Source organism: uncultured Sphingobacterium sp. (assembly GCF_964277905.1).
GTDB lineage: Bacteria > Bacteroidota > Bacteroidia > Sphingobacteriales > Sphingobacteriaceae > Sphingobacterium > Sphingobacterium siyangense.
This window is the reverse complement of record NZ_CAXYKD010000002.1, coordinates 122253-139144: the sequence shown is the minus strand read 5'-3', so window position 1 is coordinate 139144 and position 16892 is coordinate 122253. Positions and strand designations below refer to the sequence as shown.

General features: G+C 40.2%; 8 protein-coding genes. All 8 read right to left on the bottom strand.

The features are described 5' to 3' along the window. Nucleotides 1-799 precede the first annotated feature (799 nt). Nucleotides 800-1738, bottom strand: a complete 939-nt coding sequence (locus ACHWSC_RS01970) for a glycoside hydrolase family 43 protein (RefSeq protein WP_394675613.1) — start codon at nucleotides 1736-1738, stop codon at nucleotides 800-802. A gap of 61 nt (nucleotides 1739-1799) precedes the next feature. Next, the gene (locus ACHWSC_RS01965; RefSeq protein WP_394675612.1) at nucleotides 1800-4214 is read right to left on the bottom strand and encodes a glycosyl hydrolase 115 family protein; all 2415 of its coding nucleotides are present in this window, start codon (nucleotides 4212-4214) and stop codon (nucleotides 1800-1802) included. Between the two features lie 15 nt (nucleotides 4215-4229). Next, nucleotides 4230-6758 (bottom strand): alpha-L-arabinofuranosidase C-terminal domain-containing protein, encoded by a 2529-nt coding sequence (locus tag ACHWSC_RS01960; protein ID WP_394675611.1) that lies wholly within the window; start codon nucleotides 6756-6758, stop codon nucleotides 4230-4232. A 317-nt stretch (nucleotides 6759-7075) separates the two neighbouring features. Beyond that, a complete protein-coding gene (locus ACHWSC_RS01955; RefSeq protein WP_394675610.1) occupies nucleotides 7076-8902 on the bottom strand; it encodes a RagB/SusD family nutrient uptake outer membrane protein in 1827 nt (608 codons plus the stop codon). Nucleotides 8903-8912: 10 nt separating this feature from the next. After that, nucleotides 8913-12110: a SusC/RagA family TonB-linked outer membrane protein gene (locus ACHWSC_RS01950; protein WP_394675609.1), complete on the bottom strand. Its 3198-nt coding sequence runs from the start codon at nucleotides 12108-12110 to the stop codon at nucleotides 8913-8915. Between the two features lie 2 nt (nucleotides 12111-12112). Further along, nucleotides 12113-13582 (bottom strand): fasciclin domain-containing protein, encoded by a 1470-nt coding sequence (locus tag ACHWSC_RS01945; protein WP_394675608.1) that lies wholly within the window; start codon nucleotides 13580-13582, stop codon nucleotides 12113-12115. Nucleotides 13583-13596: 14 nt separating this feature from the next. Continuing rightward, on the bottom strand, nucleotides 13597-15402 hold the full coding sequence (locus tag ACHWSC_RS01940) for a fasciclin domain-containing protein (protein WP_394675607.1): 1806 nt from the start codon (nucleotides 15400-15402) through the stop codon (nucleotides 13597-13599). Nucleotides 15403-15408: 6 nt separating this feature from the next. After that, nucleotides 15409-16866 (bottom strand): RagB/SusD family nutrient uptake outer membrane protein, encoded by a 1458-nt coding sequence (locus ACHWSC_RS01935; protein ID WP_394675606.1) that lies wholly within the window; start codon nucleotides 16864-16866, stop codon nucleotides 15409-15411. Between the last annotated feature and the right edge of the window lie 26 nt (nucleotides 16867-16892).

Sequence of the window (16892 nt, the reverse complement as noted above, 5' to 3'; positions counted from 1 at the left end):
CATAGTCCCGACCATAGTTATAAGCCCCAAATCCCTGTTGTTCCCAATGACTGGGAACCGCAATCTTATCCCATTTTCCAGCCTTACGTCCCCCAGTTACCCAGAAGTCCCAATTGACCGTATGAACGTTGTCTGTTCCTGAGAGATAGTGTATTTGCTTCATCGTTTGTGCTGAGGCACTATGTGCCATCATAACGTATATCAAAGCAAAGAAGACAATTCGAATTTTAAGCATAGGTTTATTCATTGAATTAGCAAACCTCTAAAATAAAAAGTTCAGGACACTTAAGTATCCTGAACTTACCTGTATGGTTATGTTGCCAATATTGGCATTCACCCCCTGCGATACTGTTGAGACAGAACAGCACAGGATGACAAATTCATTCGGTATACCTAAACTTGCTGTATTAAATTGGTTATTTCCCAATTTAGACGGTGCCTACTTTTGGTATGATTTAGATAAAAAAAGCTATTATAGCAAAGGAAAGCCAGTAAAATAGTATCATATTTTTTATCATAAATTTAGGATTAATTGGTTATTTTAAAGGTTTTCATTCTCCCCGTTTGAAAACCTTTTTTTATAACAATCACTTTTATTAAGATGGCAACAGCATTACAATTTGATCATTATAAAAGCGTGAATATTTCGAAAGAAAGATCTCAGAAATACACTACTCCGTTCTAAAAGGTAAAGTAGGCAATCCTTCCTTATTAAAAAAATTGGGACGCGCTGTTTCATGCCAACCAAAGCTTTCATATATAGCATAAAACGATAGCCTGTCAATAATTAACAAGGCTATCAGTTTGCTTTTAACAGATTTGATAAAACCGTTTGATTTATCGTAAAAGCAGTTCCATGACGTACTCCCTTCGGAAAGCTCACCCGATCGGAGACATCCTCCCAGTTGATGCCGTCTTTGCTTCGTACAGCCCCATATTTGTGATCGCGGTATTTATCAAAATATACATATATATACTCCCCAACCTGCAGCGGAGCAGGCCCCTCCGCCCAATAATTTCCTGTAATCGGCTTAGAGACAGTCGTCGGAAATCCTTTCGCTAAACGCTTTGTTGTTGTGATCCGAATATTTTTCTCAGGTGGGTTAGAATTTTCATTTTTCAACACCATCATGTATTCCCCATTGGCCTGTTGCATAATGGCCGCATCGATGACACTAAATTCGGGATCAAAATATAACTTGGTTTTTGAAAAACGTTTAAAATCCTTTGTCGTGACGTTATACATCCGATGGTTCAAGCCTTTCTCACTGTCGCTGGTCTGTACCTCTTTATGTCGGCCCGGAATCGTCGTGGCCCAAATGATATAATATTCCTTCGTCGCCTTGTCGTAAAAAAGCTCCGGAGCCCATGCATTTTTCGCATCAGCTTCATCTACCATGACTGGTATTGCTTTTTGTTCGGTCCAATGTACAAGATCTTTGGAAGAAGAATATCCGATAATTTTATCCCACCAACCCGTTGTCCATACCAGGTGAAAGGTGCCATCAGGGCCTTGGCAAATACTGGGATCACGCATCAGCCTATCTTTTCCTACCGTTGGTATTAAGAAAGGTTTTCCCTGATTCAAGGGTTCCCATTTCATACCATCCAAACTATAAGCAAGATGCAGTCCGTCAGCACCATTACCTATAAAATAAGAGAAAAGGTAGACAGAAGATTGTGCCTTAACGAGGCAAGTTAAAATAACGAGGAGCGTGACTAGAAATTGTTTTTTCATTTTTATAATCTTATGAATAAGTCTATAACGAGTTTCCATTATAGAGCAGGAAACGAATACTTTAATCCAAATATAGTGTTACTTCATCGACCACTACGCCCTCATCAAGCGCTTTGATACGCAATATGTCCTGTTGCAATGAAGCTATCTTAAATTTAATCGTTCGAATGGCCTGGTTGCGCAAGACATTCTCTTTCCACTCCTCACTTCGTCCAATTGTTTTATAAGAAATGGCAGGCGAACGCTGTTGCCCCAAGGAAACTTCAAAACGCAAATCATCTGAAGAGACCGGGTGTGTAGGCAGTAAGTGGATGACAACGGTAACAGAATCGCCCTTGAGCCCTTTGAGCGGATAACTGGCTTCTACATCCAATGGGATAGCTCCGGCCTGCCCTTCATACCCCAAACCTTCATATCCAATTGAGCCTTTTAGATCTCTACCAGGAATCCGCTTGACGGGCTGATCATTATTGGCCAGTGGAGCAACTGCTTTCTCTTCTATAATCTTATCGAAAACGGCAAGGTTTCTGGGTTTATAATCCATTATCCCCTTCCACTTTCCTTTATTCAAGGCATTGTATTGCGCAGTTAAGGAAACGATTTTATCATACGCATCGTGGCTTTTTTGCCATTCAGCTTTGCCATGACGTGCCAACTGCGCATAAAGGTGCTTTTCATTCATCTTTGCCGCTGCAACAACCGGATACAGCACTAATTCAAAATAGGCATCCTTGCGATCCAACGGGACTGAAGCCTCAATTGCGGTGGCTGCATCTTGAATATGTTTATACTGCACCAATCGCTTTTTAATCTGCTGTTCGGACCAAGGTAGGTCTTTCACAATTTTATAGGCTGGATCTTTTTCTTCCGTACGTGTATTTCCCATAAACTCAGGTTTTCGAATATGAGCCAACCGATAGTGTTCCTGCATAATCGGCGCGATCTTCTTCGCCAAACGATGTCCAAATTCCCGTTGCAAAAATTGATTCAGATGCTGGTAGATGCCTATTTTCTGTACCTGGTCCATATCCCAGGCCATGTCCATCAGGAGTTCAATCTGATATTCAGCAGGCTTAATATCCCCAACATTGACAATCCACATTTTTTTAACATCATGTTGATAAGCTGTATTAAGCTGCTGGTAAATCAGCGCCGGACTCATGGTCGACAACCAAAGATAATCATGTGGTCGTCCCCAATAGGAAACATGATAATACAGTCCATTACCACCCGATCTTTTTCTTTCTATCGGATTTGGGAAGTGGGTGATATAACCATAATTATCGTCACACCACATCAGTGTTGTATAGTCAGGAAGATCCATACCGGCCCTATACACGTCCAACACCTCTTTATAAGGTATAACAACCTGAGGAATCTGCGCGGGGTCTGCATTAACATATTTTTTCAACAGATCCGTTTGATCTTTAATGACCTTATTGATCGCATCTTTATAAGCTGCAGTTGTTTTGACGCCTTCCATTGCTCCATCGTGTTTCCCACGCATACCCAGTGTAAATATGTTATGGGATTGCCCCAGTGTTTTGAGTCGATTGGACCAATAATCAACAATCTCATTTTTATTTGTCAAATAATTATAGGGCCCCCGACCTACGATATCCCATTCCGTCGCACTGTTTCGAGCGAGGGGTTCACAATGAGATGAGCCGATATATATTCCATATCTTTCGGCCATTTCGCGATTTCCCTGGACAAAATAGAAAGGAACAGTTACTTCATGCATTGCTGGCCAAATTGAATTAGCCCGCAGCCTTAATAACAGCTCAAAAATACGTGCATAGGTCTTAGGCCCTATCGTCGCCATTTTTTTTGTTTTGGCTGGATCAATTCCTGCCTCCAACTTTGCTTCGGCTTCATAGGTTTTACTGCTCCAAGGTGTCAATCCCCAGTCCTCGTCATTTATAAAAATTCCCCGGAATTGCACTTTAGGAAATTGCTTGTCTTCAAAATCGACGGGCAGAGAAATTGTTGATTTTTTAAGGGGAACCACATCTGCCCACCAACTCCATGGAGAAACGCCCAATTTTCTAGAAATTTCCATCACTCCATATGCCGTACCTCTGGCATCAGATCCTATCACTAAAAGTGTCGGCACTTTTTCTATCGGAATCACCTTCAAACAAAACATTTCCCATTGACCTTCCATTTCAGGAAGGCGGATATGATAATCTTTTATCAATTTGTCAATTATTGGATCATGTAATTCTCCAACGATAATCCCTCCGGGATCAGCCTTGTTGATTCGTTTAAAAGCAGATTGACCAACTTGCTGTGCATCTGCATCCAAAATTTCCAATGCGGTTTCAATGATCGGATTTCTTCCACCATAATAAACATCCGCAGCCCGATTATTTTTGATCAGATTGAAGCCTGAGCTGGCAAACAAGGGCACAATTGTCAAACAGAGGTATATAAAAACTAAAATAGACTTCTTCTGTAAAGCTGGATATATCATATGAATTGAATGAGGCTATTTCGCACCCGACTGAATTCGGATGACAGTTAACGAATAAGGCGGTAATTGTTGGTTTTTAAGCTTGTCAACGGACACGGTCTTTTCTTCGGGTTTTGCCGTTTTACTGTCCAATTTCCCCGCCAACTGAGCGACAAGAGCTGTATCACCCTTCAAATTGAGTTGATCCAATTCCAATTGTATATTGACCGCAACAGGCAAAATATTAACCAGCTTTACAATGAGTGATTGATCTTTCGGATCTTTAACAATAGAAAATGCCACACGCTTCTGTACCTCAACGTCAGCATTAGCATAAACTGTTTCTACTGGAATATATTCGGTTCCATTATTACGCCCAAATAATTGCTGTACATAATAGGATGGAGTTAAATTTACATCAGTATTGGAGAAATAAATAAGATCGGGGCGCCATTGCGTATAGCCTTCTTTGGCCAACAATGGCGCATAAGAGGCCATCTTAACAACGTCACCATTTCTTTCCAATGCCGTGAGATATGCTGCTTCAGCCAATGCAACTTCTAAGGTACTTGCTCGCCCATGAATATGGGCAGCATATTCGCCCAAATATACCTGCGATTTGCTTCGATCATATTTATCATAGAAGTCTTGATTATGAATAAACCAGCCCGGTGTCTGATAATAGTGTTCGTCCATAATGGGTACATTCAATTTATCGGCAATTTTCCAACCTTCTACATAGTCTGTTCCCTCAAAAAATGGCCCTGCCGTCCCAATAACCTGTATTTCGGGATATTTTGCACGGATAGCGTTATAAATCATGGTAAAACGCTCTTCAAAAACATTCGATATTAAATCTTCGTTACCAACACCAATGTATTTTAGATGAAATGGCTCGGGGTGCCCCGCGGCAGCTCGTACCTTTCCCCAGGTACTATTTTTATCCCCATTGGCCCATTCAATCAGATTCAGTACTTCCTGGATGTAGTCATCCATATCTTCCATTGGGATACCACATTGTTGTCCACCCAATGGGTGACCATGAGCACCCGAATTTTGGCAGGGTACACCAGCCGCCACTACAGGAACAGCATAGGCACCGATGTCTTCACAGAATTGAAAATACTCGTAATACCCCAAGCCCACGGTTTGATGATATCCCCACATGTTACGCTGTGGCATACGGCTTTCCAGCGGCCCTACAGTATTAGACCAATGGTAGATATTTTCAATTCCATCCCCATGTGCTAAACAGCCACCCGGAAAACGGACAAAACGGGGATTCAATGCAGCTATAGCCTCAGCCAGATCCTTCCGTAATCCATTTTTTCTCCCTTTAAATGTATGCTGAGGGAATAAAGAAATCAGATCCAGATCCAATTGTTGTCGGTCTGTAAATACAAATTCCACTACGGCATCCTTACAGGTTTCATTGGATGTCAATACCAATTGATATTTTTTCCAGTTTTTACTGTCAACAATTACAGATTTCTCATCGAGGATTTTTCCGTCTTTTGTACTTATCCGTATCTTTAGTTTAGGTACTTTACCAACAGTGCCCCTTCCGAAAAACGAAAGATCATAGCGTTCGTTCTTATTCAAGGCAATGCCATCGTAGCCTATATTTCTGAGGATGCCTTCACCCTGCAATCTCGCATAATGTTTATTATTAGGATGAATTGGATTGATGCTGTCAATATGAAATTGTCCCGAGCCATCCATACGCCAAGCAGTTTTCGCGTTCCAATTTTTATCACGGCCTTGTTTATCACTCAATTTATATTCAAAGTCTCTATTTTGAATCAATTCCGCATAGAGACCTCCGTCTGCGGCATAATTAATATCTTCAAAAAAAACACCCACCAACATATCACTGATGGACTTGGTTTGCCCTACCTTCGGCGTTAATTTGACATCCAATGGCTTTAGGCCAGGGAAGCGGGCGTCATCGTCAACGCTTCGTTCGGACCATTGTTTTTGCTTAAGCAGCGCGAGATCATAATGCTTGATTAATTCTTTAATAACAGACCATGAAACTTTCAACTTGGTTCCACGTAAACTTTCGCCATTCATGGAGATATTATCACGAGTCAATAAACTGTTTTTCACAAAAGAGACCACTGATTTATCCAAATCATTTAATGCAATAAAATAATCTTGTCTGCCCCAATTGAAAAAATCGGATGTAAAAGTATATGCATAAGGACCGTCACTTTCAGGACTTAATTGCCACGCACAGGACCAGCCGCCTCCAGTTCGAGGAAACAATACAGGATTTATCATCCGCTTTTCTGATCCCCAGCGTCCATAATCTGACTTTACAAAGGCAAGTTCTGTCCCGATGGAGTTCCATTGCTTACCATCCAAACTCCAGGCATATAATAGCCCTTCTCTGCCAGCATTCTTTTCTTTCGCATAAGCAAAGAAATAAGCCGAATCCGGTTCTGAACTCTTGCTATTATAAGCATATAAAGGCGTAGTGAAAATCCAAAATAGACAAAAAAAGCAGATCGCTTTTGCCAGCAAAAAATAGTAGATTCTAAATCTTAAAGAAACTCGTTCCATTGGTTATAATTAATCAGAAATACTTATAAATGTAAAAATTACATTTATAAAACACAAATGGCATTATCAAAAGATTGCACTGTAATTGACATGTTACGATTATATTCTATTCTCACAATAAACACTCGATTTGAATGAGCTGTTGATAGAGCCTAGAAGTATCGATTACCGCTAACAAGTGGTATGGTATCTCTACACAATGATATTAAAGAGTTTCGAATTCACTATCCTGCTGTCTCATGGTCAACATCAAAGAAAAAGGCCTGCACAGAGCAGACCTTTAATCATTAAATTAATAATCCAAACGTATATCAGGTTTACCGCAATTTAAAAGGTAAATACCAATTGTTCATATCCATCAACTTGCTACGTACTGCGCCAGCTTTTGGATTATTTGCTTTCAGCAATTTTTCGTAAACTTTATCGGCTAGGAAAGCTGGATCGTTACGGCGTTTTGCTATGCGCATCAGGTCAGACCAGCGTTCGCCCTCAAACGCTAATTCATAAGCTGATTCTTCGATGATCTTATCCTCCAAGTCTGCTTTCGGTACGTCAAAGGCGGTCATCATGCTTCCGTAACCACTTACTGTACCCGGACCATATTCAATTCCGGGGAATTGCCAACGTGGCATAGTAGCCCGTCCACGAATTCCCGAATTTCGATACCAAACCCCACGTACGATACTCGCATTATCGCGTGCGTCAAAATAATAGGGCGAAGACTCAGCATAAGTGGTCCGATTCGTCCCAAATCCGTCATAAGTTATTTCGGATTCCAATTCGAAAAAATTACCTGGGGCAATTGTTCCTGCACTGGTAAACGCACCATAATAAAAGGTACTGATCAGTCCCCAGTTCGCTAATGCATAGGCCAAGCGTCCCTGACCATCCCGATTGGCGGCCTCAGCAAAGCGCAAGTGTGCCCCTGCCGCTCGATTGATATTCCAACGACCGCCTTTATTTAATAAATTTAACAGACCTGTAGCGTTGTCAGTGAACTTTGTAATGACTGGTTCGCCATCAGCAGCAACTTCGTATGACATTTTACCTCTTGGATCCCAAGGAATACCGTTATTGTTTGTTTGTGCATTCCAGCTATCCATGATCTTTTGTGATGGTCGCAATTCATAATTCCCTGATTTTGAAAACAGTTCTATAAAAGGATTTCCCGGAGCAAAAGAATTGCTATAAGGAATAGACCAATTCCACTCCGAGTTCCACGGCTTCCCAGTATTTGCTACTGCAAACATACTTCGCCACCCCTCGGTCAATGAGTTGATCAAAGACGACCCCTCTTGCCCTCTTGTAAAACTGACAACATTATAGGACCAGCCAATCCGATTAAAATTAAATAAATAATCAATCTCTGTGTTGTTATCTTCGGCCGACATTAACTTCTTATACCAATAAGCCGCCTGATAATAATTACCTTTCCAAAGATAAATTTCGCCTAGTACCTGCGGTTTGTTGATAAATACCTTTTGTGTATTCGCTCCATCAGTTGTAAAAACCAGGGTTGAGCCATTTGGATAGGCATAATTCTCTAGATAGGGCAGATCTTTTACATCCTGAATCAAGGAGTCAATCAGATTATCAAAGTTTGTTTTAGGATAATCTGTCAATCCGGCAATCTGATCTACTGTCTCAATTGGTGTTTTCAAATAAGGCACATTGCCAAAATGTATTCCCAATTGCAAATATAGCCATGCACGCAAAACGGCAATATCCGAATAACGCTGATTGAATTCGGTATTGCTCAACTTACCTTGGCTTTCCATAATTTTAAAATTTTTCAATGCATCGTTGCAATTAAAAATAATCTTATAAAAAGCTGTTGGGTCTGCGTAAGGATTGTCCGATGCGACTTCGTGATTAGATATTTGTTGCAAATAAGGATTTGCATTTGCTGTGACATCCATCAGATCAGCTCGCAGCTCATTTAGCACGATATAACGATCTCCCAAAGTGGCAACTTGCCCGTAAATTCCCAATACCACAGCATCCGCGTCAGCTAAAGTATTGTACATTTTGGAGCTATCTACCTTATCTTCCGGCAAAAAATCTAAAGCCTTTTTGCACGAAGAGAGCGCTAAAATACAGGCTATAATCGCCCATATCATATATTTTTGATCTATTCTTAACATATATTGAATATTATAAACCTAAACGAAGTCCGAACTGGACAGATCTAACAATTGGTTCCATGGTCACGTCCACCCCCTGGTGAAAGCTATCGGCCGACTGTGCAAATTCGGGGTCATATCCCAAATACTTGCTGATTGTAAATAGGTTATTGGCCGTACCATATAGGCGAATATATTTGATAATCTTCTTATTGACCGGAATACCATATTCAACAGCGATCTGACGCAAACGTACATAAGAACCATCTTCAATCCAGCGATTGGAGAACCGGCTATTCCCCATTGGATCTCCATAACTCGCTTTCGGCACTTCAGTTACTTGGCCCTCTACACGCCATCTATTTTGCAACAATTCCGTCTGATTATAAAAAGTGCTCCCTGATTCCAGTTGAGCTCGGGTATAATTATAGACGTCATTCCCAATACTAAAGGTGAATAAGGCATCAAATTTCCAGTTTTTGTAAGTGATGGCATTACTAAATCCGCCCACCAAATCTGGATTGGGATCCCCGATTACGATCCTGTCATTCTGATCAATGATTTTATCTCCATTCTTGTCGAAAAACTTTGCATCTCCGGCTTCAAAGGAGATCTTCTTATTCGAGGCATTCAAAATAGATAATCCAGCGTTCGACGCCTCCTCCGACGTACTGTATACACCATCGAAACGATAGCCATAAAATGCATTGGGCGACGATCCGGCCTCCGTTATATAAGTCGCCCCTGCATACCGACTATAGGTTGTTTCAGGCAAATCGAGCATGTGGCTTTTATAATGTCCTAAATTTATACCAGCATCCCATTTTACGGCACCATCGATAATACGTCCAAAAAGACTAATATCAACACCTCTTGTACGCATAGAGCCGTTGTTGTATAAATAATAACTAATTCCAGATACCGAATTACCGGGATTATAAACCAATAGATCACGGCTTGTATTTTGATAGAGGTCCATCGTCATATTAAGACGTTCATTAAAGAATGATAAGTCAATTCCCGCATTGACCTTTTCAACTTTTTCCCATTTTAAATATGGATTCGCAACGCCATCACGCACAAGCCCTTGTACGCCCAAGAAATTTTGTGAAATATAGTTTTGTCTTGCATCATAATTACCGATGTCATCATTCCCTACCAAGCCATAACTTAATCTCAATTTGGCAACATTAACAGCTGTAATTTCTTTTAAGAAGTCCTCGTTGGAAAGAACCCATGCAATTCCAGCTGCAGGAAACACAGCATATACTTTATCTGCAATTTTAATTCCCGCATCAACCTTATTACCAAAACGTGATGAACCGTCCATAGCAATCGAACCATTAAAAATATACTTGTTTTTAACAGTAAGATTGGCCAAACCATATCCTGTCATATTTGCCCATTTACCAATATGCCCTCCGTAGACCCTCGATTCTGCAGTGGAATTACCTATACTAACCAATTGATCTGTTGCCGAATTGTAACCTAACGCATAGTCCTGCTCAGAATCGTGTTTATGGTAACGTATGCCTCCAATAGCTTGCAAATGACTCTCCGTTCCAAAATTCTGTTTATACTGCAACCTCAGATCATTGGAGATCGAATAATATCGAGCGACCTGCGTCCCTAGTCTACTATACACTTCAATATTGTTTACTGTATCTTTTGCAACCCCCTTCTTGGGTATAAAGAAGTTTTCCTGCGCTTTATCATAGGTTACGGTTGTTAGGTTACTCAATCTGAATTTATTACTAAAGTCATAGTTGAAAACCATTGAACCTAGAAAACGGTATGCTTTTTTATTATTGATCCCGTTTTGAATGATTTGCATGGGGTTGGAGTAGCCAAAATAGTCGGCATCCGCATAGTTGGGTGATATTGTACCGTCGGCTGCCATCTCATTGGTATTTAAAAACGGTGCCTTAATCAATGATAAAAATAACGGATTGGTCTTTGGTGAAAGACCTTGGTCTTTAAGTTGCTGTTGCCCATAGCCCATGGAAATATTGGTTTGTGCCGTAAATTTCTTCGTCAAAAACATATCGCCATTGAAGCGTGCAGTATAACGATCCTGACTTGTTTGATCGATAATACCTTTTTCTTTGTTATAACCAACAGATAATGCATATTTCGCAATATTGTCACCTCCTGTTACGCGTAAAAAATAATTTTGATCGACAGAATTCTTCATCACCTCATTCTGCCAATTCGTTTCGTTATGATACGCCGGGTATGTTGAAGAGGTCGGATTATCATCATTGAAAGGCATATTTGCTATTTCACTACCTGTATAATGGCTAGTCGCCAATATATCATTGAGATAACTACGATAGGCATAGGAGGTCATAACCGGCAAGTTCTTTGATTTGAAATTATACCCAGTAGTTGCCTGAAGGTCAATCTGCGTAGCAACCTCCCGCGAGTGATTGGTGTTAATAACGACAATTCCATTTGCTGCCCTAGCACCGTATATCGAGGCGGAAACTGCGTCTTTTAATACGGTTACATCCTGAATGTCACGCAGATCAATATGTTGCAATGCATTATTTAAATGCGCTGTTGTAATAGATGGGGACAAATGTTCCACATTATAAACGATCCCGTCAACAATGTATAAGGGTTGATTGTTTGTGTATAGCGACTGGACCCCTCTTATGTTCACATTACCACCCATTGATGGCGTTCCCGAGCGACGTACAACGTTCAGTCCTGCCATCCTTCCCTGCAGATAACTATCGATCGTTTCAGAGTTTTGTTCCCAAGCATCAAGTTCCAATTTATCTATCGCACCAGCCGTATTTAACAGTCCATTTTCTCCAAAAACTGTTTCAGTTGATTTATAGAGTGAGTGATAATCACTCGGATACAGCTTAACATGCAATTTGCTATTTTTAAGAATAGGGATTTGCTTGGCAATATATCCATCCATGGATACCTCAATCACCGCGTCTCCGGAAGAAACTTCTAAACTAAATTCCCCTTTGGGATTTGTCAATTTTGCAATCTTATCGCCGTAGGTTACCCGAGCTCCTGCGACTGCCTGATTGGTCCTGCTATCATATACTGTACCTTTTACTTGATATAATTGTTTATGTGTCTCAGCCAGATGAGTACGTGCCGAATCAATGCTTTGCTGCGCTACCGCTATGTGCCCTCCAAAACTAGAAAGCAACAAGATCAACCCGAGTCTACTATTCACTTTATTAAAAATTATCTTTGTTGTCATAGTTATTGGATAATGGGTACAAATCGTAAATATTCCAAAATAATTGGTCCGGTGGCATTACACATCACCAAAAGTGGCATATTACCATATTGATCTTGCGTTACCTCTCCTAAATAAACTTCGTCATGGTTCAATGGCAATACTTCAAATGCCATTCGTGTATCATTGCTACCAAGTTTATTAACCACCGCTCGCTTATATTGATCCGGCTCATTAGCAACCGTTGCTAAAGCAGGATCAAAAAATTGAACATATTGTGTAAATGTTGCTATTTGAGGATCTCCTGCCAAACCCATAATTGCCCGTCCGTACACTTTGTATTTAGTGACGTTCATGCCGACAGCTCTATATTTTGCATAAAATGATGTCACCCCGTGTCCGTAGATCTCAATATCATTATAAATATTCCCGTTGTTGTCGCGCTTTTCCCTATAAAATGTATTTGCCCGCTTATCCGCTTGTTTAAAACCTATTGGGTTCGTTCCTAACACCTTTATTTCTTTGATCTGACTGCTCAGCTGATAATCCAGTCTCTTGACGCGATAGACAACACCATTACTGGCTTTCGTTCGCGAAATAATATTGGTTGGATCAAGATGAAAAGCAGTTCCGGAAACCGAAATCAGTTCTTGCTCCAATTGCTCCGCATTCAACTCCCCTTCAACAATAAAATCACGGAGCAAAGCTTTTTTCGCAAAAAAAGTGGTTGTACTATCGGGACGATGGGTATTACCCTCTTCATAAGAGGTCATATAAAATGGCCGCAATTTTGCATATGCTGTTTCGAAATAATCGTCGTCGACCACGAAATAAGTATACTTGCGATTTTCGGTTGTCATATTTCGACGCACCTCTGAATACCAAACCGGACTATATTTGTAATATAAAACATCTCCTTCCGTATAGGCTGTATCAAAAGAGTTTACAGCCTCGGCTTGTTTTGTATCTTCAAAAAGCGTCCGCACGAGATTAAATATATTTTGTAATGGCTTCAACGGTTGTCCAACGACATGATAAAGGCCATTACTCGCTACAAGATTGCTTTGAAGCGGCTGAATGCCGTCAAATGTTCCATGGGTAAACTCGACATATTTATTTCGAAAGTTTAGGGCCTTGACAGTATCGACACCGGGATTTACATTGTATACCGAATTAATAATATGATAGCCAACAAAACTTTTTATCACGGCGGTATCGGAAAAATTATATTGATCTTGCACGGCTGCAATGGCATCGTTTGTGGGCACAATCAGCGTATAATTTTTTGACGCTTTCAATGATTCACCGTAACCTGATTTATTGAGCAAGTCCATAAAAGTCGAAAACTCGGCATGCTCGGATACAACTTCATATAAGTTTTTTTGTGCGTTACCATCCCCGCCGCCAAAATGGTCTTCCCATTTTTTTGAACAAGAAAACAGCAAACACAAACTCAATAAAGCTAAATTTATTTTATATATAATAGATTTCATAATTGCGTATCCTGTTATTTTGGTCTATAAAAAAGTTCGCCTGTAATCTGGTGAAACCTCGGATAATTCTGTTCGAGATCATCTGCTGGAATAAATTGAATCATATCTAGATACACGGTATTGCTTCCACATTTTTTATCTTTCACAGCTTCAAATCGTATCGTATGGCGATCTGTGGTCTCTACATTGATCGTACCAGCCAAGCGGCCGACATTCAACGGAGCTTCACTACCTGATTTCGCTTTGAGACCACCTGTGATATTATTCGCATTGTAATCACCTACCGTAGCCATATAACGTTTATATCCCTGCGCTAACATCAAATTATCCGCATTGGGATCTGCAAGATCGCTTACGCCCGAAGCCGTTAACGACTGATTCAGTATAATCACATTGGGTAAAACCTGCGCATCGGCTTTCCCTGGATTGAATGTTGCCTGAATCTCAGGAGCATCTCCATGCTGGGCATAGCAAACCCAAACTTTATAGCGTCCCTTGACGAGATAGGGTGTTTTGAACTCGATCCATTTTGCTCGATTTGCATTATTCGCACAAATCGAAAGACTCAACAGATCACCATTTGCATAAGGACGTTTTGTTTCCAATGTCTTGTAGACAGTATATGCATTAGTACCTATGGTAATAACACCCAAATCATTGAAAGAAAACGAATTGGCTATCGTTGCTCCGTTAGCGACAAGTGCTTTGTTGGAATTTTGGAATGCACTTCCCAATGCATTTACCATCTCTGGAGATGTTGCGATATCAAAATAAACCGGAACCTGTTGCCTTACCTTGATTTTGAAGCTTTGTTTGCTCTCATGAATAACGCCATTCGAAGCCATTACATCACTATAGTTACGATTCAATTCCGCGCCCGCCTCAAACACACCATTAAAGGTATCCTCATTCAACAATACTTTCGAGCCCACCAATTTGGTGGTTATGATTTCCTTTGGAGCCAAAGTATAAATACTGGAAGCGGCGACCACATCTTCCAAAAACTTTGCATCGTTACTTAAATGATAAGCGACATACAGCCAAAGACTATCTTTGGGATTGGTAGGCGTTCCTGTTTGTGAATATTTATTTTTTAAATCGTTGAAATTATAAATTCCCTGTGCATTTAATACAGAGTCAGATTCGACAATCGCAGTTTGGAAGCGTTTTTCAGCAGGAACCTCGCTACCACGTTGATAATACAATGTGTCGTAAAATCCTGTCTCTTTCAGTGCTGCCGAAAAGATGGAATATCGTGCATTTCCGGCAATAAATTCGGCAATACTCTGTACTGGAGGAACAAGAACTTTATCAATAGCATGAATAATTCCGTTACCACAGGAAATATTACTTTTGGTAACCAGGGCTGATTTATTCACGCGATAGACACCATTTTGAACATCTGTGTACAGATATTCCCCGAAAAGACTTGGCGTTTTGATCTTGCCATCCGTAAAACGAATACTGCCAACAGTATCTCGTACCACATGGTACTTGACAAAGTCCAATAATTCTGCATCAGTAAAATCAGTCAAGGACGATTTTCCCTTTTCTTTAATCCAAGCTGTAATACTCTCATTGTTTGGAGCAAACAAGGTATATGTACCGTATGCACCTAGGTATCCAGCGGTTTTGGAACGATATAGAATATCTGTCAACAGCGAATACGTATCAGGGTGTTCTTCCAAATAACCGGTAATATTAACTTCATCAGTTGTGGAAATACGATATTTTTCTTTTTGGCAAGCCTGAATCATTACGATAATCAGGCTTAATAACACGCCTACAATCCAAACCTGTTTTTCTAATTTTCTTTTCATAACGATTTATTTTAGGTAAAATGGGTTTTGCTTCAATTGAGGATCCTTAAAAAGCTCTGTTTCTGCTATTGGAAGATAATGGCTATCGGTATTTCTCACTTTACTGATGGCCGATTGTTGCACATTCGCATCTACAGTTTTGGTTATCAAATCAACCAAAATATTTAAGTTCGAGTAATTATCTTTCTTAGCCAACCGCAATAAATCAAACCATCTTTTGCCTTCAAAAGTTAATTCCCGCGCTCTTTCCTGGAAAATATATTCAATAATACCATCTAAATCACCCTCATCAACAGCTGCATCTGTCGCTTGCAAAGCCTTCCTTTTTGCTCGTAATTCCTTTATAATCTGCAATGCTTCAGCGCCTTTCCCCAATTCAGCAAGTGCCTCCGCTTTCATCAACATAACATCAGCAATACGATAAATCTGGAAATTAAAATAATCTGGTGTTTCAAGCCCATATTTAAGAACAATGCCATCTGAGGTATACAGGTATCCCTCACTACGGTTATCGCGTAAGTCCACATCAGTTTCTGTATTTGATGGAAATATTTCCGCATTTAAAATTTCTACATTCGCCATATAAGGTCTACGTGGATTAATAACCAGCGGGAACATCGGATTCTCCCGAGAAGCTTTGTGGCTAATTTCGAAAATGGTCTCTGTCGTCCCGCCATCAAAAATTGACGTCCAAGCATTACTTACAAGTGCGTATCGATTATTGTTCAAAATTTTATTGGTTTCAATCTCAGCTTTACTATATTCTTCCATCCAGAGATAAACATCAGCCAGCATTGCTGTTACTGCAGGTTTAGTAATACGCCCCGTATTACTTGCGTTATATCCTATGGCCTGTTCATGATATTCTGGTACCCAGGTCTGTGCCTGAATAAGATCGGCTTCAATCTGTTTTAACACCTGCGATTCTGATGATTGCCCCACGGAAACAATATCCGTGTCTGTTGACGTCCCTTTTAACTTTAAGGGAATATCCCGGAATGTACGAACCAGATAAAAATAAAGGAAACTACGTACCGCAAGAGCCTCCCCACGATAGCTATTGTATTCTGCATCACCAAATGTAGGATCAGCTGTTTTCGCCAAGGGAGCAAAATCTAACAATAAGTTACAGTCGTTTATTGCGGTATATACAGCGGACCAGTCTGATATAACATTCGTACTTAATATATTGTAATTTTTAACCAAACGATTATCATCACTTGCATAGGTCGTTAATCCAATCAAATCTCCTCGTAATTCACCCCATGAAAATAAACGTTCCTCAACAGCCCCTGCATTCAAGGAAGAATAAATTCCGAATACAGCGGCTCGTACATCTTCTTTTGTTTTCCAAAATTCCGCACGTGTAATACCATCCTGTGGCTGTAGATCAAGCCATTTACTACAGGAACTGAAGGCAATTGAACTCAATGCAACTATGCTTATTAAAAGTATTTTTTTCATTAGAATATTTTTTAGTAAAATTCCTG

Coding starts and splice junctions, on each gene's coding strand:
- ACHWSC_RS01960 (WP_394675611.1), bottom strand. CDS start 6,758: ATGGAACGAGTTTCTTTAAGATTTAGAATCTACTATTTTTTGCTGGCA.
- ACHWSC_RS01950 (WP_394675609.1), bottom strand. CDS start 12,110: ATGACAACAAAGATAATTTTTAATAAAGTGAATAGTAGACTCGGGTTG.
- ACHWSC_RS01955 (WP_394675610.1), bottom strand. CDS start 8,902: ATGTTAAGAATAGATCAAAAATATATGATATGGGCGATTATAGCCTGT.
- ACHWSC_RS01970 (WP_394675613.1), bottom strand. CDS start 1,738: ATGAAAAAACAATTTCTAGTCACGCTCCTCGTTATTTTAACTTGCCTC.
- ACHWSC_RS01965 (WP_394675612.1), bottom strand. CDS start 4,214: ATGATATATCCAGCTTTACAGAAGAAGTCTATTTTAGTTTTTATATAC.
- ACHWSC_RS01940 (WP_394675607.1), bottom strand. CDS start 15,402: ATGAAAAGAAAATTAGAAAAACAGGTTTGGATTGTAGGCGTGTTATTA.
- ACHWSC_RS01935 (WP_394675606.1), bottom strand. CDS start 16,866: ATGAAAAAAATACTTTTAATAAGCATAGTTGCATTGAGTTCAATTGCC.
- ACHWSC_RS01945 (WP_394675608.1), bottom strand. CDS start 13,582: ATGAAATCTATTATATATAAAATAAATTTAGCTTTATTGAGTTTGTGT.